At 49.8% G+C, this 22,122-nt stretch carries 22 protein-coding genes; 6 read left to right on the plus strand and 16 right to left on the minus strand.

Annotated features, from left to right (window positions below):
* Window positions 1–18 precede the first annotated feature (18 nt).
* The 3 genes from KI362_RS05260 to KI362_RS05270 form a co-directional block, all read right to left on the minus strand.
* Window positions 19–1,317, minus strand: coding sequence for an ABC transporter substrate-binding protein (locus tag KI362_RS05260; protein ID WP_301625429.1), 1,299 nt, complete (start codon window positions 1,315–1,317; stop codon window positions 19–21).
* A 97-nt stretch (window positions 1,318–1,414) separates the two neighbouring features.
* Window positions 1,415–3,184: an L-fucose isomerase gene (locus KI362_RS05265; RefSeq protein WP_301625430.1), complete on the minus strand. Its 1,770-nt coding sequence runs from the start codon at window positions 3,182–3,184 to the stop codon at window positions 1,415–1,417.
* 50 nt (window positions 3,185–3,234) lie between these two features.
* Window positions 3,235–4,431: an ROK family protein gene (locus KI362_RS05270; RefSeq protein WP_301625432.1), complete on the minus strand. Its 1,197-nt coding sequence runs from the start codon at window positions 4,429–4,431 to the stop codon at window positions 3,235–3,237.
* Window positions 4,432–4,718: 287 nt separating this feature from the next.
* Here KI362_RS05270 and KI362_RS05275 point away from each other — a divergent pair, with 287 nt between their 5' ends.
* From KI362_RS05275 to KI362_RS05285, 3 genes are read left to right on the plus strand one after another with little or no spacing between them, the layout of a single operon-like run.
* Window positions 4,719–5,882, plus strand: coding sequence for a hypothetical protein (locus tag KI362_RS05275; RefSeq protein ID WP_301625434.1), 1,164 nt, complete (start codon window positions 4,719–4,721; stop codon window positions 5,880–5,882).
* Window positions 5,882–6,838: a ribokinase gene (locus tag KI362_RS05280; RefSeq protein ID WP_301625435.1), complete on the plus strand. Its 957-nt coding sequence runs from the start codon at window positions 5,882–5,884 to the stop codon at window positions 6,836–6,838. The genes KI362_RS05275 and KI362_RS05280 overlap by 1 nt, the downstream gene beginning before the upstream one ends.
* A complete protein-coding gene (locus tag KI362_RS05285) occupies window positions 6,835–7,500 on the plus strand; it encodes a ribulose-phosphate 3-epimerase (protein WP_301625437.1) in 666 nt (221 codons plus the stop codon). The genes KI362_RS05280 and KI362_RS05285 overlap by 4 nt, the downstream gene beginning before the upstream one ends.
* 115 nt (window positions 7,501–7,615) lie before the next feature.
* On the opposite strand, the gene KI362_RS05290 is transcribed toward KI362_RS05285, so the two are convergent.
* Together KI362_RS05290 and KI362_RS05295 are read right to left on the minus strand one after the other, a co-directional pair.
* A complete protein-coding gene (locus KI362_RS05290) occupies window positions 7,616–7,792 on the minus strand; it encodes a hypothetical protein (protein WP_187375167.1) in 177 nt (58 codons plus the stop codon).
* A 69-nt stretch (window positions 7,793–7,861) separates the two neighbouring features.
* Window positions 7,862–8,377, minus strand: coding sequence for a hypothetical protein (locus tag KI362_RS05295; protein WP_301625439.1), 516 nt, complete (start codon window positions 8,375–8,377; stop codon window positions 7,862–7,864).
* 611 nt (window positions 8,378–8,988) lie between these two features.
* Here KI362_RS05295 and KI362_RS05300 point away from each other — a divergent pair.
* Window positions 8,989–10,245 carry a saccharopine dehydrogenase family protein gene (locus KI362_RS05300; RefSeq protein ID WP_044480527.1) on the plus strand — a complete coding sequence of 419 codons (1,257 nt, stop codon included), beginning with the start codon at window positions 8,989–8,991 and terminating at the stop codon, window positions 10,243–10,245.
* Between the two features lies 1 nt (window position 10,246).
* Complete coding sequence (nspC, locus tag KI362_RS05305) at window positions 10,247–11,374, plus strand: carboxynorspermidine decarboxylase (RefSeq protein ID WP_301625442.1); 1,128 nt, start codon at window positions 10,247–10,249, stop codon at window positions 11,372–11,374.
* A 157-nt stretch (window positions 11,375–11,531) separates the two neighbouring features.
* On the opposite strand, the gene KI362_RS05310 is transcribed toward nspC, so the two are convergent.
* The 9 genes from KI362_RS05310 to KI362_RS05350 all read right to left on the minus strand — a co-directional run bounded on the left by KI362_RS05310 (window position 11,532) and on the right by KI362_RS05350 (window position 19,893).
* Window positions 11,532–12,590 carry a suppressor of fused domain protein gene (locus KI362_RS05310; protein ID WP_301625443.1) on the minus strand — a complete coding sequence of 353 codons (1,059 nt, stop codon included), beginning with the start codon at window positions 12,588–12,590 and terminating at the stop codon, window positions 11,532–11,534.
* 209 nt (window positions 12,591–12,799) lie between these two features.
* Complete coding sequence (locus KI362_RS05315) at window positions 12,800–14,515, minus strand: ABC transporter ATP-binding protein (RefSeq protein WP_301625445.1); 1,716 nt, start codon at window positions 14,513–14,515, stop codon at window positions 12,800–12,802.
* Between the two features lie 49 nt (window positions 14,516–14,564).
* The gene (locus tag KI362_RS05320; protein ID WP_374705627.1) at window positions 14,565–15,584 is read right to left on the minus strand and encodes an ABC transporter substrate-binding protein; all 1,020 of its coding nucleotides are present in this window, start codon (window positions 15,582–15,584) and stop codon (window positions 14,565–14,567) included.
* A gap of 86 nt (window positions 15,585–15,670) precedes the next feature.
* Window positions 15,671–16,432 (minus strand): ABC transporter ATP-binding protein, encoded by a 762-nt coding sequence (locus KI362_RS05325; protein ID WP_044480531.1) that lies wholly within the window; start codon window positions 16,430–16,432, stop codon window positions 15,671–15,673.
* 4 nt (window positions 16,433–16,436) lie between these two features.
* Window positions 16,437–17,438: a FecCD family ABC transporter permease gene (locus KI362_RS05330; protein ID WP_374705628.1), complete on the minus strand. Its 1,002-nt coding sequence runs from the start codon at window positions 17,436–17,438 to the stop codon at window positions 16,437–16,439.
* Window positions 17,439–17,702: 264 nt separating this feature from the next.
* Complete coding sequence (locus tag KI362_RS05335) at window positions 17,703–18,446, minus strand: PLD nuclease N-terminal domain-containing protein (RefSeq protein WP_301625447.1); 744 nt, start codon at window positions 18,444–18,446, stop codon at window positions 17,703–17,705.
* Window positions 18,436–18,729, minus strand: coding sequence for a hypothetical protein (locus KI362_RS05340; RefSeq protein ID WP_301625449.1), 294 nt, complete (start codon window positions 18,727–18,729; stop codon window positions 18,436–18,438). Before KI362_RS05340 ends, KI362_RS05335 begins: the two co-directional genes overlap by 11 nt.
* Window positions 18,730–18,754: 25 nt before the next feature.
* Entirely contained in the window at window positions 18,755–19,282 is a 528-nt protein-coding gene (locus KI362_RS05345) for an RNA polymerase sigma factor (protein ID WP_301625450.1), read from the minus strand.
* Window positions 19,283–19,518: 236 nt separating this feature from the next.
* Complete coding sequence (locus KI362_RS05350) at window positions 19,519–19,893, minus strand: hypothetical protein (RefSeq protein WP_301625452.1); 375 nt, start codon at window positions 19,891–19,893, stop codon at window positions 19,519–19,521.
* Between the two features lie 223 nt (window positions 19,894–20,116).
* Here KI362_RS05350 and KI362_RS05355 point away from each other — a divergent pair, with 223 nt between their 5' ends.
* Window positions 20,117–20,569, plus strand: a complete 453-nt coding sequence (locus tag KI362_RS05355) for a hypothetical protein (protein WP_301625454.1) — start codon at window positions 20,117–20,119, stop codon at window positions 20,567–20,569.
* Here the strand turns inward: KI362_RS05355 and KI362_RS05360 are convergent.
* Window positions 20,536–21,318 (minus strand): IucA/IucC family C-terminal-domain containing protein, encoded by a 783-nt coding sequence (locus tag KI362_RS05360; RefSeq protein ID WP_301625456.1) that lies wholly within the window; start codon window positions 21,316–21,318, stop codon window positions 20,536–20,538. The two genes, KI362_RS05355 and KI362_RS05360, sit on opposite strands and share 34 nt — an antisense overlap.
* The gene (locus KI362_RS05365; RefSeq protein WP_301625457.1) at window positions 21,260–22,108 is read right to left on the minus strand and encodes an ABC transporter ATP-binding protein; all 849 of its coding nucleotides are present in this window, start codon (window positions 22,106–22,108) and stop codon (window positions 21,260–21,262) included. Before KI362_RS05365 ends, KI362_RS05360 begins: the two co-directional genes overlap by 59 nt.
* Window positions 22,109–22,122: the final 14 nt, after the last annotated feature.

A 22,122-nucleotide genomic window follows, 5' to 3' on the forward strand; every position in this document is an offset into this window, starting at 1 on the left:
CATGGCATTGTCGTTGTATTATTGTCCGGAAGCCTCAACTTCCTTGGCTCTGTCCCATGCAGCATCCAAATCCTTGGCTAATGTATCCCAGTCCGTTCTATCCAGCATGTACTTGGAGAAATCCTCCCACAGCTTGTCCGTAAATACGGAACGTAGTACACGGTCCCCATATGGAGTGAACTGACCGCTGGAGATGTATTGGTTGATATCAGCAGCAATCGGATCATAATCCACGTTGACGCCATTGACAGTGGAGGATACTTTTGCATTCTCTGACCAGATTTCGCCAGCTTCCTGTGAAGCAACAAACTCAAGGAATTTCTTGGCGGCATCCGCATTTTTGCTATCCTTCATGATAGACAATGAAGTGTCCGGAAATACCAGCAGCTTGGATTCTTCAGGATTATCCGAAATGGGGAAGGCCATCAGACCAATATCCGCATCAGGTCCCACTTGACGGATCGGCTCCAGCGCCCATGATCCATTGCCGTAGAAGGCGGCTTTTCCTTGTGCCAGCATAGCGTTGGCATCATCGTAGCCAATGTTGAAGGAAGCGTTGGTGTCACTGTATCCATATACATAATCCTTATGCAGATCAAATGCCAGTTTCCAGCTCTCGTCCGTGGCAATGCTTACGTCCCCGGCGTCGCGCTCCGCAGACCAATTCACATTGCGGCCAAAGACCGTCTCAGAGAACAGGGCGATCAGCGGCATATAAGCTACGGACAGGTCTTTGGAGCCTGTAGCAAAGGCAGGAATCCCCTTGGCCTTCAATGCCTCAGCCACTTGCTTCATCTCAGTCAGCGTGGTTGGAACCTCCAGATTGTTGTCCGCAAGAACAGTCTTGTTGTAGTAGAAACCAATGTATCCATTATCAATTGGCATCGCATAGACTTCATCATTGTAAAGGGCATTAGCAGCTTCGATGCTCTCTGCATTAAGATTGCTAAGGTAGCTTTCGCCCTTCAGGTCGAGCAAATATTCCGGGTCAATCTCTTTCATCCAGGTCACCAGGTCCGGCATTTCGTCAGAAGCAGCTCTGGCCCGCAGCGTCGTCTTTAGCTGATCCGCATTCATACTTTGAAGATCAACAGTGATATTAGTATTAGCGCTTTCAAAACGCTTAATAATCTCTTTAAACGCTGCTTGGCTTGCTTGCTCTTGCTTCAAAGACAGAAATTCCAGCTTAATTTTCTCTGTGCTGTCTGTACCTTGATTGTTGGTATTGCCCGATTGCGCATTGTTGTTGCCCCCGCATGCAGTCAGTACTGTGACACTCATCATAACTACAACGAGTGCAAATAACCATTTTTTCATGATGCAATTCCTCCCTTTTGTATGCAAAGCATAAAAGCATGTATGTGAGTTGCGGGCCGCGCTCGGCCGATACGCAGTCCCGCAAATTACACCATTGTTACTTGTACAAAGGCCCTAACTGTGAGCAGGCGCGATAGTCCATGCCCATTGAGCTGTTCTCCAGACCAAAGGCCTTCCAGTAGCTTGGTCTGAACAACCGCTCTTCCGGCACATTGTGCATGTTGACGGGAATCCGCAACATGGCGGCGAGGGTAATCAGGTCGCTGCCGATATGCCCATAGCTGAATACGCCATGATTAGCGCCCCAGTTATCCATGACGGCATAGACATTGCGGAAAGCTCCGCTTCCTGTAAGATTAGGGACGAACCAGGCGGTTGGCCAGGATGGGTCGGTACGCTCATCCAGCAGCTCGTGCACATGATCCGGCAGGTCTACAGTATGACCTTCGGCAATTTGCAGCACCGGACCTAATCCAGCGACCAGGTTGATCCGGTAGAAGGTAATCGGCATGCCACCCTTGGTTAGTACACGGCTGGAAAATCCGCCGCCTCGGAAATATCCTTGATGGGCAGCATGCCAGGTAGTGGCTTGCAAGCTGCGGTCCACTTCGTCCTGGGTGATGTCCCAGTGTGGCTTCATAGCCGGCTGGCCATTGATTTGTTGTTCACCGGAGCTATCCAGCGCAACCGAGCCGGAGTTCTTCAGATGAATGACGCCACCGGCTGCCAAGCCTTCAAGATCATATCCGGCGACCCGCTTCACAGCTTCAGGGCTCCAATAGGTCCGGACATCCACGAAGGCCTGCGCGGTATGGGTCAATAGATTCCCCAGCAGCATCGAGGCTCCGTTCAGGCTGTCATTCTCGGTAGCCATCACATAAGGAGCACGTCGGCCGTTCCAGTCGAACGAGCTGTTCAGGATCGCTTCGGAGAAGTCGCCATTGGGCAGGTAATCGTTCCAGTGGCGTTGCCCTTGAAATCCTGCAGCAATGGCTTCATGTCCCAGCGCTTCTTCCGTGAAGCCCGCTTCCGCCAGCTTCGGATTGCCTGCCATCAGATCCCGCATAATCAAGGTCATCTTCACGACGAACGCCCATACCTCATCCTTGCGTTCGCGGGAGAATTGGGTCGCTTCTTCGTTGTAATCGGTGCCTTCCAGGCAATGCTGGCGGGTCCAGGCCAGTGCGCGCTCGAATTCCTCCTGATCGAAAATCCCCAATTGAATCCGGCGGTTGATCTCGCTCATATCAACGTATTCATTGCGCATGCCCAGGTACTGCTGGAAGAAGGATTCATTGACGATGGATCCGGCAATACCCATGCTGACGGAGCCAATGGCCAGATAAGATTTGCCGCGCATTTGAGCGACGGCCATGGCTGACCGGGCGAATTGCAGCAGCTTGGCTTGTACATCTTCGGGAATGCTGTCATCATCCTTGTCTTGCACATGACTGCCGTAAATGCCGAAGGCGGGCAGGCCCTTCTGGTTATGTGCGGCGAGTGCTGCAGCCAGATAGACTGCACCGGAACGCTCGGAGCCGTTAAAGCCCCAGATCGCCTTCGGGCGATGCGGGTCCATGTCGATGGTTTCACTGCCATAGGCCCAAGCGGGGGTTACGGAGATGGTAACGCCTACATTTTCGAGCCGGAATTGCTCGTCCGCTTGCCGAGCCTCCTTGATACTGCTGATACATGTAGATGCGATCACGCACTCTACGGCTGCACCGTCGCTGTAATGAAGCTGCTCGCTCAGCAACCGGGCCACCGCTTGAGCCATTGAGAGCGTTTGCGGTTCAAGCGCTTCCCTGACGTTGCCGATACGGGCGTCAACGACCGGTCTGATACCGATCCGAATTCTGTTATCCATCACTGTTGTCTCCTTGCTGTCTTTAGGTCAGCTTCAAATACAACGCATTGTTATATTTGAAGCTTTAATCTTGGTTTATGAAAGATATGATCAAACACCAAATAACAGCCGCCTAACGCATACTCGTATTCCAGTAATTGACCAGGCACGATGCTTAGCCGATTAAAGTGTTCCTTCAATAAATCGCTGGCCGTTTCTTGCAAGGACTTAAGCAAGATCGAACCCTCCAGGTTCGGGCAGCCGCCAATCACAAAATTAGGAATTTCAAAAATGCGTGCCAGATTCACCAGGGCAAGTCCCAGGTAATGACCTGCTTCTTGCAGCAGGGAGGAGGCCAGTTCATCTCCTTCTTGCGCAAGTTGAACCAGATTCTCCATCCGTAGTGGAAGCTGCTTAGCCGAAGCGGTATTTCCGCTTCCCTCACGGTAACGACGAATCAGATTAAGTTCGCTGGCAAATACGTTCAAGCTACCCTTGGGACCGCCAAGCCCTTCCGGTCCGCTGACATCCAGAATCATTTGACCGATGAAGCCTGCGTTGCCATTCTCCCCGCCATAGATCCCGTTCTTCATAAAGATCGCACTACCTACGCCAGAGCGCAGCCCAATATAGATGAAGTCTTGATTCTCGGCGGATAGATAGAAGCGCTGTTCGACCAGCCCCATCAAGTGAACATCGTTGCGCACATAAACCGGTAGATCAAGACGATCTTCCAGAATGGACTTGATGTCCACGTTATGCCAATCGTTAATCCGTTCGATGAAGATGGACAAGCCGTTATTCTTGTCGACCACACCGGACATACCGATGCCAATGCCTTCGATCTTCAGCCGATTTACACCGGATTCCTCAATCAACCGGGCAATTTCATCGGACAGACGATCGGTGATGTATTGCACCGAGCTATCGAGCGGATAATCATAGTGGCGCGAGGCCAGAATCTCGCCGTTGGAGTTGGCCATTGCAATCCGCACCTGCGGGAACTCAAAGTCAACTCCGATGCCGTAGTATGCATCTGAATTAATAGCGAGCAATGCTGCTGCTCTGCCCCCGGTGGACTCGGCTAGTCCGCCCTTGATAATGATATGGTCGTCGGTTAATTCCTTGACCGAATTAATGACCGTAGGCCGGCTCAAATTCGTCTTCTTCACAATATCCTCAACGGTGATTGGCTGGTAGCTGGATATGCATTGCAATACCAAATACTTGTTAGCCTCTTTTAAAATTTTGGAATTATTCTTTCCCAATCCTTTTCACCCTTTGCAAAAATAATACGCCCTCTTAATTATAAGCAAATCTACCTTCTTCTTATAGAGCAGGCATTATTTTTCGCTTTTAGGTACGCTTTCATTTGTTCATTTCTTGCGGCGGCATTGTGTTTGATCGGGCTTGATGATGCAAGTATAGCAAGAACAAAAAGTTTTGTAAACACATTTTACTAAAGTGTTTTTTAAATGTGTTATTGAAAACTATTTTGTTTATGTTAAAATGACTCTCGTAAGGCCTAAAACGCTATCATTAGGACGGTGACAAGATGAGTAATCACAAACTGGCGCAATTGCTTGCGCAAAAATCCGATCAATTAATTCAAGGCTGTATCAAGGTGGCTCATGATGGTACGAAATTATTTACCCCTGACGGGATTGCTAGTTATGATGCGCTGTGGGTACGCGATTTTGCTTATATGGTTGAATACGCTTCCGAGTTCCTCCAGCCGGAGGATATCCGGGCTGCGGTTGACTTCGTTATAGGGGGGCGTCGCGAGGACGGCTGGTTGCCTGACCGTATTTATGCCGACGGATTAGGCGTGTATGCCGCAGGCGTGGTAGAGAAGCCGGTGGGGGAAGCCAATCTGGATAATACACCGTTCCTGGCTTATGTCGTATATTTCTATCTCCAGTCTCTGGACGAAGCGGAAGCTCGCCAGCTATTCGGCAAGTGGGCTGGGGCTCTCGATCAAGGCATGTCGCTGATTCCGCTTAGTATGGAAGGACTAGTCTACAATGATCCGGCCAAGCCGCATTCTCCATATGGATTTACCGATACCATCGGCAAGACGGGCGAGCTGTTCATGGAATCGCTCCTCTTCTGGCGGGCCTGCCGCTTCCTGCAGGAATTGCACGAGAAGTACGGGCAATCGGCTGTAGCAAAGTCATATCGTGAGCAGGCAGCCGCGATTGAACGGAGCATCTTCAAGCTCTACGATCCGTCCCGCAAGGGCTTCTACGCGGCTACCGGAGAGTGCAAGCAACTGGACATCTGGGGCATCGCGTATTTGCTATACATTGGCTTCCCGGCGGGTGACATCCGTGAGGATCTACTGACCTTCCTGCATGATAACTATGAGGCCTATGCCTACAAGGGCCAAATTCGTCATCTGCTGCAAGGGGAATACTGGGAGCGCCTGCTCATCGATGTCCCGCATGAGGAATATCAGAATGGAGCTTATTGGGCGACGGCCAGCGGCTGGGTGATCTGGTGTCTGGCTCAGAAGGATGGTAAGCTCGCGGCTCAAGCCTTGAAGGATGTGGCGGACAGCTTCGTGAATGACGGCATCTTCGAGTGTTTAAATGAAGGCTACAGCAAGCTGGACAGCTTCGTCGTCAGCGCCACCAATGTGCACGGCGCCTATCAACGGTTGGTGCAGGAGCAAGCGCAGTCCTTCATCCAGGCTGTGGATGAGCTGGAGCAGCTCTAATGTCATCCCGGGATCAAGTGCTGGTGGCTGGAAGTGCCAACATCGATGTCGTGCTCCAGGTTCCACGCACGCCACATCAAGGCGAATCGTTGGTGGCGGCCGGGCAGCGCACCGGACTTGGCGGCAAGGGCTCTAACCGGGCCATTGCCTTGCAGCGGCTGGGACTGGACGTGCAGTTCTGCTGCAAGCTGGGACAGGATAGCAGCGGGGACCTTGTATTTAGCAAGCTACAGGCTGAAGGAATCGGAACCCGGCTGGTGAAGCGGGATGAGCATGTCGGTACGGGAACCGCTTATATCATGGTTGAACCCAGCGGCAAGAATACGATTTTGTCTTATTTGGGCGCGAACAATGCCTTTACCAAGACGGATATTAACGAGATCGTGGATCAATTGCCGTCTTTCTCATTTTTATCCCTGGAGCTGGAGTGCAGCCTTTCCTTAATTGAGCAACTGCTATATCACGGCCGGAAGCAGGAAAAGGTCATCATTGTGGACGCAGGACCTGTGCGTGGGATCGAGCTTAGTGAATTTCGGGATGTGGACGTGTTCAGCCCGAATGAGACGGAGGCGGCTCAGTGGACGGGCTTTGCCGTAGATACGGAAGCAGCGGCGCGCGAGGCTTGCCGCTACTTGTATGAGGCAACGGGCAGTAAGCGGGTGCTGCTCAAGCGTGGAGAGCATGGCGCTATGCTGTATGATGGTCAGGATATCCGGAACTTCCCTACCTACCGCGAGGCGGGACAAGTGGTCGATACCACGGCGGCAGGAGATTGCTTCATGGGCGCATTGACGTTAGGTATGGCCCGGAAGATGCCGCTGGACCAGGCCATTTATTATGCCAACGTAGCAGCGGCCATTGCGGTGACCCGTTCGGGTGCGGCTACTTCGCTGCCAACGGGAGCAGAGGCGGATGAGATGTTCACCAAGGCTTGTGAAGGGGGTTACGTCAAGTGACAAACAAACTATCGTTATCCATTATGTGCGCGGATCAGCTTAACCTGAAGGGAGCACTGGAGGATGCGGCGCACATTCGGGCGAACTTTATTCATGCCGATATTATGGACGGCAACTTCGTGCATAACATCACGCTGGGCTTCGACCAACTGCGGATGCTGGCCGAGAACTCGTCTGTTCCGGTGGATGCCCACCTGATGGTCAGTAATCTGGATATGGCGATTCCGTTGGTGCTTGATACGGGATGCAGCCATGTCTGCTTCCATATCGAGGCAACCCATACGCCGATCCGTTATTTGCGTCAAATCCGCGAGAGCGGCAAGCAGGCCGGGATAGCTATCAATCCGCACGGCTCTATCGACTTCTTGCAGCATTTGCATCAGTACGTGGATTACGTCCTGGTTATGACTGTAGAGCCTGGCTTTGCCGGGCAGAAGTTCCTGGAGCATACGGCGCTGAAGATCAAGGAAATCCGCGAGCTAATCGGTCCGGACAAGGACATAATGGTCGACGGCAATATCGGTCTGGACAGTGCCCGGCTCTGCCGCGAATACGGGGCTAACGTATTTGTACTCGGCACCTCGGTAGCCTATAGCCAGCAGCAGATCAATGAAGCACAGATCCAGACCTTCCGCGATAAGCTAGATGTTCCGGTACAGTGATCGTGCCGATTGGCAACCCTCGAGTTGAAATCATATCACAAGCAAGTGACTGTGCGCTGGGATGCATCTGTTCACTTGCTTTTTTTTTTGCCGTTTACAACGAAAAAAATTTAGTTTAAGTGCGTTCATCTAATATCGACTCCGGATATGTCATCGTATCGGTTGTGGTCTCCTCAATCAGCCCGTTGTCCCGGGTTACATTTCCGCCTCCGAGTCCTTCGTTGATCATACGGTCAATGTCCAGAAAATACTCTTCCCTGCTGTCCTTGTCTTTTTGCTTACGCGTTGTCATCTTGCATGCGCTCCTCTATATGGTGATTGATCTGTCCATAACAGTGTGCCCGGAGTCGGAAAGATCATTCTACTTTTCTTTTATAGCAAAAATATACGTTTTTCCCCCTGATTCCCACGTTGCATCGATTTTGAAGCCTCTGTAATTCATTTTACCGGGTTCAAACTGTGAATTTAGGGCAGATGTTGTGTTCTTGCCAAGAACAAAGCTGAAACTATTATTTTTATTAGTCAAGGAAGTCTCAGGAGATAGCTTGTCCGGATATAAATAATTCCCATCAGAACTGAGCAAGATATCTTTAACTGTAACCTCGATGGGTTGATCTCCCTCAAATTTCAGGAGCGCTGTCTCTGTTGTCTTTATACTTTTGATTTCTGCCAAAGATTCATCTGCAAAGAAGGCTTTGAAGGCATCCATCGAATCCAGTTCTTGATTTAAGGGGGTACAAGCAATTACATGTTCTCCGGCAATTACTCTGAGTTTATGCTCTTCGCTCATTTCCCATACTTCTTCATTGTCTCCTGCACAGCCGCTCAACCCCAACAAAAACAGCAGAAGCACTACACCTTGTTTGATATAAAACAACTCCTTTACTTCATTTCAATTTTTTAAAAATTTCCTGTTGCTGTTTGACCATGTTCCTGCTAATATAAAAGAGCATTAATTTTGGAAAGCTAATATTCGGTATATTTCAGGAGTCTTTCCAAGCAGATAATTTTTGACCACTTCCCTTTTGGGGTAAGTTAAGGCCATACGGACAGCCGGGTCAAATGCCGATTGGCAACCCTCGAGTTGCCTTATTGATTGAGTTAAAAGCTCAAATTTTATAAGTTGGTTACTTTACAACCAGTGCATTTGCACATCAACTTGTGAAACGGTCAATAAGAGTGGTAAAGGCGATTATTTGCTATATAGACTCTGATCAACGGGATATATTTGAATATTAAGGGACTTTCCATGAGATTAAGTATTTTATGGACTGGCGGATGACGGCCGAGGACTGGCCTGCGTCTGTCATTAGAGCCTTCTTAATATTGAAATCATATCACAAGCAAGTGACTGTGCGCTGGGATGCGTCTGTTCACTTGCTTTTTTTGTGCCGTTTACAACGAAAAAATTCAGTTTAAGTGCGAGTTCAAAAGTCACGAAAGATGACTTTTTGAACATCCTCTTACAGGACAGGAGAATGATGAATAATGGGAAAAGCGTTAATTATCGGATGTGGCGGCGTGGCTTCAGTAGCCATTCATAAATGCGTCCAGAACAGTGAAGTATTTGAAGAAATCTGCATCGCCAGCCGGACGAAGTCCAAATGTGACGACCTGAAGGCCAAGCTCGACGGAGGCAAGACCAAGATTACGACCGCTCAAGTCGATGCTAACAATGTCGATGAGCTGATTGCGCTCATTAACGAAGTGAAGCCTGACATCGTGATGAACCTGGCTCTTCCTTATCAGGACCTGACGATTATGGACGCTTGCCTGGCAACCAAGACCAACTACATGGATACCGCGAACTATGAGCCGGAGGATACGGCGAAATTTGAATACAAATGGCAATGGGAATACCGGGAGCGCTTCGAGCAAGCCGGAATTACCGCCCTGCTGGGCAGCGGCTTCGATCCGGGTGTAACCGGCGTCTTCTCCGCTTACGCGCTGAAGCACTATTTTGACGAGATTGAATATATCGACATTCTGGACTGCAATGCCGGCGATCATGGCTATCCGTTTGCAACCAACTTCAACCCTGAGATCAATATCCGTGAAGTATCGGCTAACGGAAGATACTGGGAGAACGGGGAATGGATCGAGACGAAGCCGATGGAAATCAAGCGCGTCTACAACTTCCCGGAAGTCGGAGAAAAAGATATGTACCTGCTGTACCATGAGGAGCTTGAGTCCCTTGCAGAGAACATTCCTGGCTTGAAGCGCATTCGCTTCTTCATGACCTTTGGTCAAAGCTACCTTACCCACTTGAAATGCCTGGAGAATGTCGGCATGACCTCGATCGAGCCGATCGAATTCGAAGGCAAGCAGATCATTCCGCTGCAATTCCTGAAGGCTGTGCTGCCTGATCCATCGTCCCTCGGTCCTCGTACCAAGGGCAAGACGAATATCGGCTGCATCTTCAAGGGGAAGAAAGACGGCAAGGATAAAATGTACTACGTATACAATGTGTGCGACCATGAGGCCTGCTTCAAGGAAGTCGGCTCTCAGGCTGTAGCTTATACTACCGGTGTCCCTGCCATGATCGGTGCGATGATGCTGATGACAGGGAAATGGAACAAACCGGGCGTGTACAATATTGAAGAGTTTGATCCGGATCCATTCATGGATGCGTTGAATAAATGGGGATTGCCATGGCAGGAGAGCTTCGATCCGGAGCTGGTGGATGCCTATCCGGAGGACCAACCCTCTTCCGAGACTGCACGGGAAACGGAGTTCGTAAGATAAAATGCGCTTTGATGACCTGCCTACACCATGTTATGTAGTAGACGAGAGTCTACTGGAAAAAAACCTGAAGATTCTAGGCGGTATCATGGAACGCACCGGGGCCAAGATCATATTGGCCCAGAAGGCGTTCTCGATGTACACCACCTACCCGCTGATCGGCAAATACCTGAGCGGTACAGCTGCCAGCGGCTTGTATGAGGCCCGTCTGGGGCATGAGGAAATGGGCAAGGAGAATCATGTGTTTGCCCCTGCCTACCGGGATGATCAGATGGATGAAATTGTGGAGCTATGCGACCATGTTATCTTCAATTCATTCTCCCAGGTGGAGAAGTATCGGGAAAAGGTGCTTGCGGCCGGCAAAAAAATCGGTCTGCGCATCAATCCGGAATGCTCCACTCAAGTAGGTCATGATATTTACAACCCTTGTGCCATTGGCTCCCGGTTCGGCGTAACGATCGGGCAATTCCGTCCAGAGCTGATGGAAGGCGTCTCCGGCTTCCACTTCCATACTCTGTGCCAGCAGGATTCTGATGATCTCGCGACAACGCTCGATGCGATTGAAGAGAAATTCGGTCCTTGGCTCTCGGAGCTGGAGTGGATCAACTTCGGCGGCGGTCATCATATTACCCGTGAGGACTATAATATTCCCCTGCTGGAGCAATGCATCAAGCGTATGCAGGAGAAGTACGGTCTGGAGGTCTATCTGGAGCCGGGCGAAGCAGTGGCCTTGAACGCCGGATTCCTGATCACCACTGTACTGGATACGATGCAAAATGGAATGGACATCGCCATCGTCGATGCCTCCGCCTCCTGCCATATGCCGGATGTGCTAGAAATGCCTTACCGTCCGCCGCTGCTCGGCTCCGGCGAGCCGGGAGAGAAGGCGTACACCTATCGTCTAGGCGGACCGACCTGTCTTTCGGGCGATAACATCGGCGATTATTCGTTCGACCAGCCGCTGAAGCCAGGCGACCGCCTGGTGTTCGGCGACATGGCCATCTACTCGATGGTGAAGAACACCACCTTTAACGGCATGCCGCTGCCTGCCCTGGTTTACCAAGACAAGAACGGTGATTGTGAAGTGATTCATGCATTTGGCTATGAGGACTTCAAGATGAGATTGGCTTAAAAAGATTAAGCGCGAGGGCTGCGGCCTTCGCGCTTTTTTTGAGTGATGTATTAGTTCGAGGTCGTGGAGTACTACACTAACTCAATCCCCATCCTCCGTTCCTGCAATACCGGATATTCCATTCCTGTAGTCGACAAAAGGCAGCTACTTGTACGGCTTAGCCAACGGTCGAGACCACATTCCCTTCCTGATCCTTGATATAAGTTTTCACGATTTGAATAATCAACCCGTCATAAGAGGATAACTCGATGGCACCTTCTTTGGCTTGCAGCTTCTGGGACAGCTCAGCGGAGATCTCCGGACTCAGATACAATTGGACAATCTCCTCACCCTTTTCGTAAGAGGTTGCTTCTGCAGACTCCAGAATGATCTGGCAATCGCGGCTGGCCAGGGTCAAGTCCTTGCCCTTTAGCAGCCGTCCCCGCAGCAGCTTGCCCACTGTCTCAGCCTGCTTGGCTCCCAGGGTCAGCTTGGCTGGCGTCTTGCCGAATAACTTCTTCTTGCCAGGCTCAAAGGCCAGTTGGTCGACAAACAGGAATCCCGTATTGGAGCCATCTCGCTCAATCCCTTGCTCTACAGCCTCGGCAATAGCAGGAATTTGCAGCATGGAGTCCCGCGACAAGTCGGTGATATACCCCGGAATGACGGATTGTCCCGCTTCCAGCAGACCTGTGGTACTCCAGGTTTTCATCGCCTCAAGCTCATCCTCGGAAATACCGATCATCTGCAGAAATTCCACTCTGCCGTGGGGAGTATGTATAGCCGGTAGCTCAGGGTCTTCTGTGAAAGCCAACGCCGTCAACAGCGTGTCCGCTCCCAGGCAGATAGGCCCATTGGCATCCATGTAGTCGCCGTCCGTAAAGATATTTCCGCTGTTAAAGACGTAACGTCCCATATTTTGCAGCAGATTCAGCGCCCACATCGGAGGCTGCTCCTCATCTTCTTCCCGGGCAACACGAAAGGTAAGCTCAAATCCATAGCCGCTGTAAGCCGTATCCTCGGATTCCTTGGCATACAGCTCAGAGAAGCCAAAAGTGACGATATGCCAATGCGGAACCGGATGGGTGGCTTTGTACGCGCTAAGACCGTCCAGCGGGTCATTTCCTCCAAGCTGGTAGGGAAGTGAAGTGCCGTAATGCTTAGGCTCCTGTTCCCCGTATAGACGCTTCATTTGCTCCTCGATCGCGTCCCAACCAACTACAACATCCTCGCTCATGTAATCCCTCCACAATCTCTTGTCTTATTTCATTCAGTATAAGTCTTCCATAGATTTACATTCAACTCTATAGCCCTATCGGATGAGAAAAGGATTCCTTTGTCCTAGCTCAAATAGACCCATTGGCATAAATACTCGAGTGAGCCAATGGGTCTATTTGGTGTTAGGAAATGAAGTTGTACCGGTAAGCAAAAGAAAACGAACCCGGTCTAGCTGCCAAATTGCGCCTGATGCAAACGGCTGTAGACGCCGCCTGCCGTCACAAGCTCCTGATGTCTTCCCTGCTCTGCAATGCCCTCGGCGGTAACGACCACAATCCGGTCGGCCTCCTTGATCGTCGCAAAACGATGGGCAATGATCAGCGTTGTCCGGCCCTGAGACAGCTCCATTAACGACTGCTGGATGGCCTGCTCCGTCTCGGTGTCGAGCGCAGAAGTCGCCTCATCAAGGATAAGAATGGGCGGATTCTTCAGGAACATTCGGGCAATGGCAAGACGTTGCTTCTGTCCTCCGGACAGCTTCACGCCCCGTTCCCCGATTACCGTATCCATGCCTTGCTCCAGCGTGCGGATGAACTCATCCAGATGTGCACGCCTCGCGGCCTCCCACACCTCTTCCTCCGAAGCTCCAAGCTTGCCGTACAGGATGTTCTCGCGAATGGTCCCGGAGAACAGAAATACATCCTGCTGTACAATCCCGATCTGACTGCGCAGCGAGTCTTGTGTTACCTGACGAATATCTACACCATCAATGGTAATCGCTCCGCTCTCCACCTCATAGAATCGGGGCAGCAGACTGCACAGTGTTGTCTTCCCGGCGCCGGACGGCCCGACGAAGGCAATCGTTTCGCCCTTGCGAATGGTCAGGCTCACCCCGTTCAGCACCTTCTGATCTTCATCGTAGCCGAAGGTAACCTGCTCATAACGGATCTCCCGCTCGAACGGCTTCATCTCCCCAGCACCCGGGGTATCCTCTACATCCGGTTCCGTATCGAGCAATTCCGTATACCGTTTAAATCCGGCAAAGCCTTGTGGATAGCTCTCCACAATGGCATTGATCTTCTCTATCGGACGGAAGAAGACGTTGGTCAACAAGAGAAAGCCAACGAATTCGCCGTAGGAGAGCTGGTCCTGAATCACGAACCAGGTGCCACAGACCATAACGAATACCGTCACGAACCGCATCATCACATAGCTGATGGAACCGTTGCGGGCAATCAGCTTGTAGGAAGCCAGCTTTGTGAGGCGAAACCGATTGTTGTTCACAGCGAACTGAGCTTCCTCATGAGCCTCATTCGAGAATGCCTTCACTACGCGGATACCTCCGACGTTATCCTCGATGCGAGCATTGAAATCGCCGATATCGCTGAATAGCTGATGAATGGCCTTGGTCATTTTCTGATTGAAATAGATGACAACCCACAGAATGGCCGGAACGACAACAAAGGTCAGTAAGGCGAGCTGCCAGTTAATAGATAACATTAATGCAAAGGAACCCGCCAGTGTCATCACTGCAATGAACAAATCCTCCGGTCCGTGATGCGCCATCTCGCCGATCATGTTCATATCATTGGTCAGACGTCCGATCAGGTGGCCCGTCTTCGTATTGTCAAAGAAACGGAATGACAGCTTCTGAATATGGGCAAACAGCTTATGGCGCATATCAGTCTCGATATTAATTCCCAGCATATGGCCCCAATAGTTAACCACATAAGTTAGTATGGCGCTTAAGGCATACAGCACGATCAGGCCGATTGAGGCCCAGACGACGATGTCCCATTTCCCCCCTGGCAGAAAATCATCAACGAACATATTAACTGCCATCGGAAAGGCGAGTTCCAGCAAACCAGCGATAATGGCACAGCCAAAATCGAGGAGAAACAACCATTTGTAGGGCTGGTAATAGGCAAAAAATCTGCGGATCAACGGATATACAACCCCTTTCGGCGTTTCCGCCCCTCTAGCTCATGTATTTTTATTTAAACAAATCCGGGTACATCTCACGGGCCAGCCTCTCCATCCCGTCAATCGTGTTGTAGCTGTATCCGAACATATAATTGTAATCCACCGCAAAAATCTGCTTATTCTTGATCGCTTTCATGCTAGAGAGCTTCGGATTACTGTAGAGCGCATCCTTGAGCACCTGGGCGCCGATACTGTCATCGCCCGTCCAGTCCGGAATAATCAATACGTCAGGGTCGGCATCGATGAGACTTTCCACGGTGACCTCTCCAGGGGTATCCTTGAAGATATTATCCAGCTTGACCATATTGAACGAGTCATTAAAGAAGGTCTCCTTCTGGGCTGCATATACATAAACCTCATTCGGATCGCTCATATGCAAATAAGCAAACGTCTTCTGCTCTGTAATACTGGACAAGCGGGAGGCAATCTCGTCCTGACGGTCCTTCAATTGCTTGGCAAAAGCAGCAGCCTTGTCCTCCACATCGAATATTTTTCCGAGGTTTTCGATATCCTTATATATTGAATCATAACTTCCCCCGGTTACCGATGATTCCCATACATACGTCTTGACGCCGATCTCATTCAAGGAATCTACCGTTCCTACGCCCCAATCAGCATTATCGAACAGTCCTCCCCGGCCGTAGACCAAATCCGGGTTCGTCCCCAAAGTGACTTCCTTGCCAACATATTCATCCGCGAGAATGTTCAGCTTGCTATATTCCTCTTCCACCGTCGTGTCAGGAGCTCCAAAGTTGGCCCCGACTCCAACAATTTTGTCGCCCAGTCCCAGATGCAACAGCAACTCGGCTGCCGGTCTTGTGTTCGCCATGACGCGTTCAGGAGCTTTGTCGAATACCTGCTCCTTCGGTTCCCACTCTGTCCCCCCCTCGGCCTTGGCAAAGTTCTGGATGGTGATCGGATATTTACTGGCCTCCGGGGCCGGTGTCTCCGATTGTTGTGTTCCGGTGGGTTCAGCCGTATTACCACAAGCACTCAACGCTAAAGCCAGTGTTAATGCAGCGCTCACCATGACAAATCTATTTTTCATCGCTGATTTTCTCTTCATATTGAAGTTTCTCCCCCTTAAAATGTTCCGTAGTGTTCTTAAAATATTCTTTAGATGCCATAAGCAAAACCCAGTCCATGTGTGACCGGATTAATGTAGGTTTGGCATTTGACTTGATACAACGATTCGATGGTCTCCGGCGTCAATACCTGCTCCGGTGTTCCGTGGGCATAGATTTCCCCCTGCTTGACGGCATAAATGTAGTCGCAGTAATACGCGGCCATCTCCAGGTCGTGCAGGGCGGCCAGCACGCCGATATTCAGTTCCTTGACACAGGATAGAATCTCTAGCTGATAGCGGATATCCAGGTGATTCGTGGGCTCGTCCAGAACCATGAATTGCGGCTGCTGGGCAATCGTTCTGGCCAAGATCACCCGCTGCTTCTCACCGCCGGATAGGGACAAATAACTGCGATCCTTGTAATGGAGCAGATTCGTTCTGGCGAGCGCATCCTCCACAATGTCATAGTCTTCTTGTTTATCCGACTCTAGCAGCTTCTTATGGGGGGTGCGTCCCAGCATCACCATCTGGTGTACACTCAGATCAAAATTCATTTCATTGAATTGCCCCACGACACCCAAGCGGCGGGACACCTTTTTCTCCGTGGTGTTCAGAATATCCATGTCGCCTAGATGGACTGTGCCGCTCTGGGGAACGATACTCTTGTAAATGCTCTTGAGCAGCGTTGATTTCCCGCAACCATTTGGCCCGATCAGGCCTACGAACTGACGTTTCTTCACCAGAATCGAGACGTTTCTCACAATCTCTTTCTTGCCGATACTGACGCCCATTCCTTGCGCGCTCAATTCCATTTATTTAGCCTCCGAAATTGTAGCCTTTTTTCACAATCATATAAATAAATAGCGGTGAACCTATTACCGATGTAATGATACCGATAGGCAACTCCACATTAGTGATCAGCGTTCTGGACAAAATATCGGACCAGATCAGGAACAACCCGCCAAGCAATAACGTGCCTGGCATAAGACGCTTGTGATCCGCGCCGAACATCCCCCGAGAAATATGGGGCACAATCAAGCCTACAAAGCCGATCATTCCGGCATAGGCAACCATCGTTCCTGTGATCAGGGCCGTTACGATCATATACAGCTTGCGATAGACGCTAAGGTTGATGCCAAGCGTAATGGCCGACTCGTCACCCACCAGCATGGTGTTGAGTACCCGATGCTGGAACAGAAATACCAGGCAGCCAACTAGAACGATTACTGCCAGCACGGGAGCTTTCTGCCAGCTTGCTGACGCCAGACTACCCATGGACCAGAAGGTCACTGTTTTGATCCCCTCGGCGTTATTCGCAAAATAGATAATCAGGCTTGAGAAGGAACTGCACAATGCTCCAATGACAACCCCCGACAAGACCAGCTTCACCGAGGTTGCCTTGCCGCCGATACTTGACAGCACCAGTACGGCTACTGAGGTGATCATCGCACCGACGAAGGCTCCGAATGCAACACCTAGTTGCGCCAGCATTGCGCCGCTGCCGAACCCGACCAGGATGGCAAAAGTAGCTCCCAGCGAAGCCCCTGACGAAATCCCGAGAATATAAGGATCGGCAAGCGGATTTTGAACAATCGCCTGCATGATCGCTCCACACAAAGACAACCCCATGCCTATGAGTAAGGCGAACAAGACGCGGGGCATTCTCACTTGCATAATAATGTTCAAGTAAGACTCGTTATCGATCCGGTCAATCGAACCCAGATAACCGTGGGTTAACGTATGCAGCATGATGTTCATAGATTGCGTGAACGGAATATGTACCTGCCCGATTGAGACGGAGAATACGGCGGATACCATAATCGACCCGATCAAACCACAAATGACCGTATAATAAAGACGACCTTTCTCTCTTTTTTTGGCGTCAATCACACTCAAAAATTCACCTCCCTGTCCTTCCTCTATCAGCGACAAATGTCAATGATAAATATAAATGATAACGATTATCATTATCATACTACACGATCCCTATCAGCATTTCAATCCTTTACTATGCAAAAACTCCCCAACCCAGCTTCTTTGCTGAGGAGGGGAGCTTCATTGTTTGCTTGTAAATGCTGTACTTTAGCGCCAATCCATATTCACTTTGCCTCTGGCCTCTTCGGCATACAGATGCAGCGTTATCCTGCCCGAATCGGGGAGGTCGCTTAAATCCCAAATATAAGGTGTGTCCAGCCCGTTCAGCAGGAGCCGCTTCTGCTCTTTGCCGTCCAGGGATATAACGGCTTCCACTGTGCCTTTTTTGATCTCGGTGTCCAGAGTGATCTGCTTTGATTCTCCCTGCTTGATTTTAATAGCCTGAACCTTTTCACCGTTAAAATACCAGAAAGACAGCTTCCATGCCCCCGGCCGCATCGTTTGCGTCTGTCCGATCGAAACATTCTTAGCCGCAAACATTTCGGGCTGAGCGGCATATAGACTTCCGAAGACGACCCCGAGCACTAGCAGACTGGTTAAGATCATACCCACCATTGCGGCGATCAGCGGCTTCTTGCTGTGTTTCGCATCTGAAGGCACGGTCATACCCGGTTGAACTAAGGAAACGCCGCAATTCGAGCAGTAGTGCTTGCCCAATTCCGTCTGCCCTCCACATGAAGCACAAAGCGCTCGTTGCTGTTTGCGCCCAATCAGGAAGTAGAGCAGCAACCCTATCAAATTGGGCACTAGAATAACGATAATTGTCCATATTCCGGCATCAAGGCCGCGGGCCTTCGCATCCCGATACGTCCATATTCCCAAACAAGCTATAGATCCCAGTACCAACAGCAATGCAGCGCCAAGTCCAATCCATATTTGATCATAACTCATCCACGACATAGATATTACGCTCCTTTCTGGTCCACAACCGGGCTGTTGCCGATAATGCCACCGAACAGAGGATGAGGCAGGCTCCAGCCGGCAGCGATAGCAAGGACAACCATGAATTTGGAAAAATAAAATTCACGCCAGCGACCAGGGTGATGGTCTGCAACCCTCCGATTACAGTCGGCAGCCACCATGATATCTCCCATTTGGCGGGTTGCCGGCGAATTTGCTCTAGGAGAACCGCCTGAACGGCTGGAGGCGGAATTTCTTCTTCCGTCAGAGACATACGGAGTAATCCATCTAACTTCTCGTCATCCGTCATAACCTGATTCCTCCAATCTCAATTTGAGTTTCTGACGCGCTTGATGCAACCGGCTCTTGACGGTGCCTTGAGGAATGCGCAGCGCGCTCGAAATATCCTGAACAGACATGTCTGCCATGTAATAGAGCAGCACGGGCACTCGCAAGGCATCGGATAATTGCTGCACCGCCTCCCGAAGCTCAATCTGAGTGTGCTTCTGTTCTACCATTCTTTCCGTGGACTTCTCATCAGGCACTTCATTCACTTGAGCATTATTGTAGTGCAAGGGAGCAATTCTTTGTCTCCGGGCAAATTTTCTCCGTTCATCCGACCATAATCTGGTGGCTACCGACATCAGAAACCCGGCCGGATTATGGGATAAATCCAGGGTCCCCTTCATATCAAGAATGCGAAGATAGGTTTGCTGATACAAATCATCCGCATCTCCCGGGGTAAAGGCCAGCCTTCGGCAGAAGGTGTATAACCGGGTGCCATAATCATGTACCAGTTGTTCGACAACTTGCCTCTCTGTTGCCACGCTCTCCCCTCCCTTCACTTATATATCCGCATGTGAATGAATTCGGTTCTATCGTTCAATTATCTTTTGTTATAATAGGACAAACATATCTCAATTTAAAAAACCGAACTATGCTACGAAATTCTATTTTAGAGTTTCGTCATAGTTCGGTTTTTTATGGATATTACTTCAATTAAACCTTATAAGGCTTCCTTTGTCTTGTTTCACTGTGTATTCAGGGTCTGTTTGTATTGTATTTAGAAAATAATCTTCCAGTTGCCATCAATTCTTCTTACTTCAAAGGTGCGATCTGTTTCCCAGCCGTTCATATTTATATCTACCAATACTTGATACGTATTCTCGTTTAATTTTGAGGAACCATTAATTTTGTATTCGATCAACGGATCACTATATAAAGTACCTTTAAACGTCTCAAAATCTAGTTTGCTATTCTTATTTTGAATATGCAATATTGGATAGGCATCCTGAGCATCTTTATTTTGAACTGACTTTAGGTAGTGATTAACTACTTTTACAGGTTGGGGTCTCCAATCGACAAAGTAGAACACCCCTAACAGGAGAATAATGAGAGCTGCAATAATGCAATTTCTTTTTCCAAACAGTTTGACCATATAAATTTTTCCTTTCTTATTTATTTTATGGTAACTATATCATAAAATTGATAACAACATCTTTTATGGGCTGGTATCCATACTAAGTTCAGGTTTTGGTACTCCTACTATTAAGAAGGAAGAAAATAGGCATGGAAAATTTAGTTGAAGTGGCTCCTAATTGCTTCAAAAGTCGTCTCAGTGATGCTATGAATTAATCATTCAAAGAAGCTTAGGATTCTCAATGAAATGTCGCTGCGAGTTTTATAAGCCAGATACACTTATTGAAATTGATGAATTTCAACAGATTTCAGGATTTGCTATACCAAATGATCTTCAAGACTTTTTTCTCATTCACAAATACGATGATGTACTGATTTGTATCCATAATGATCGCCAAGCAATCGGAAAAAGAGAGTATCTCTATGTACGTTCTATCTACACTCCTTCGGATCATGTTGGGGAGCACCTTCAATTGAGCTTCGAAATATTTCTAGATATGCTTCTTGTTTCAAATGGAGAACTTTTTGGGGACTGGCCTAAAATCACTTCCGAGTTTTTTACCGTAACAAGTAAAGAAAAACCGAACTATCCTACGAAATTCTATTTTAGAGTTTCGTCTCATAGTTCGGTTTTTTACGGTTATCGCTTCAATTCCATCGATCAAGAGGTTCGTTTAGGACAGGACGAGCAATAGTCCTCCTGTTTATCTGAGGTTACATAATAGAAGCAACAGGTTTTGCGGACTCTTATGGGCTTCTTGTATCCGCTTCTTACCACCTTGGGACCGTTGAACTGCATCAGGGGGTTTCGCTTCTCGCCAAACAGATGCGCCGGCGCGTCATGCAGCAAGTAATGATAGTCCTCCTCCAGCCGCTGCTTCTGCTCCAAGGTGGCATCCTTCCCAAAATTTTTCTCATATAGCCAATAGACATAGATCGCTGTGTTCTCCCACAGGATAGATTTCGGCACCTTGACAAGCTTGGCCAGAGCGCTCCATACCCGGGACAGGTTCCCGGCAAACATGCGTTCCAGCACCTCGTCCCGCCACTCCGCACGCCGTCCGGCAGCTGGCTCCGTCATCGTCCAATCCATCAGCCGCGCCTTGGGCAGCCATGCTCCGCCGAGATACACGGATTCGATCTCTCCGTTCTCCAGTTCCAGGTTGTACCCCTTGTTGAAATAGGATAGGGCATACAGATTGGCCGCGATTACTAAGTAGGCATACCGTTTGGCGAACATCGATACCGGCGCAACCGATGAATCCGTCTCATAGATTTGACCTACCTTCTGAAGGTAAGCTTGGCTTTTGTCCGGGTCCAGCAAATCCGTAAACGGCAGACAATAGGTTCGATCCTCCGTCACATCTTGGGTTAACCGATAGCTATCAGCCAGAACTTGATATTGCTCCGGCTGCAGCGAGTTGACTATAACGTGATTCTCCATGAATGCTCCTGCCCCTTCCATGCGGAATACATAACGGTGTGCCGAATAACGGATCCATCGTAATCTCGCATTCCATACCGAATACGTGCCGAACGAGCTCGCGAGTCACAATATCCTCCGGTTGCCCTTGAGCATATATCGATTTCTCATTAACGGCCACAATATGATGCGCGTAACGACAGGCCAAATTCAGATCATGCAGCACCATCACGATGGTGCGCTGCTCCTTCTCGTTCAATTCGAACAGCAGGTCCAGCACTTCAATCTGATGGCTCATATCCAGATAGGTTGTCGGTTCGTCCAGCAATAAGGTGTTGGCTCCCTGCGCCAGCGTCATGGCAATCCATGCCCGTTGCCGCTGTCCTCCCGACAACGCGTCTACGGGACGATCAGCCAGCTCGGTCAAGCGTGTGGATTCCAACGCCAGACGGACCATCCGTTCATCTTCACGCGACCATTGCTTGAGCCAGCTTTGATGGGCGTACCTCCCTTGTCTGACCAACTGATTGACCGTCAGTCCTTCCGGAGCGGACGGCCCCTGCGGCAAAATCGACATCCGCTTGGCAATCTCTTTGGTCGGCAGCTTGGCAATCTCCTCCCCGCTCAGCAGTACCGTGCCGGAGCGGGGTGCCTGCAAGCGTGCCATGGTGCGCAGCAAGGTCGATTTGCCGCAGCCATTGCTGCCGATCAGGACAGTGATTTGCCCTTGCGGTATCGTTAAGTTCAAGTCCTCGATGACCGGCTCCGGGCCATAAGCGATCGTAAGATTTTTGGCTTCCAATGTGCTCAAGCTTCTCTCCCCCA

The sequence above is a fragment of the Paenibacillus apis genome (assembly GCF_018333295.1).
In the GTDB taxonomy this organism is placed as follows: Bacteria; Bacillota; Bacilli; order Paenibacillales; family Paenibacillaceae; genus Fontibacillus; species Fontibacillus antibioticophila.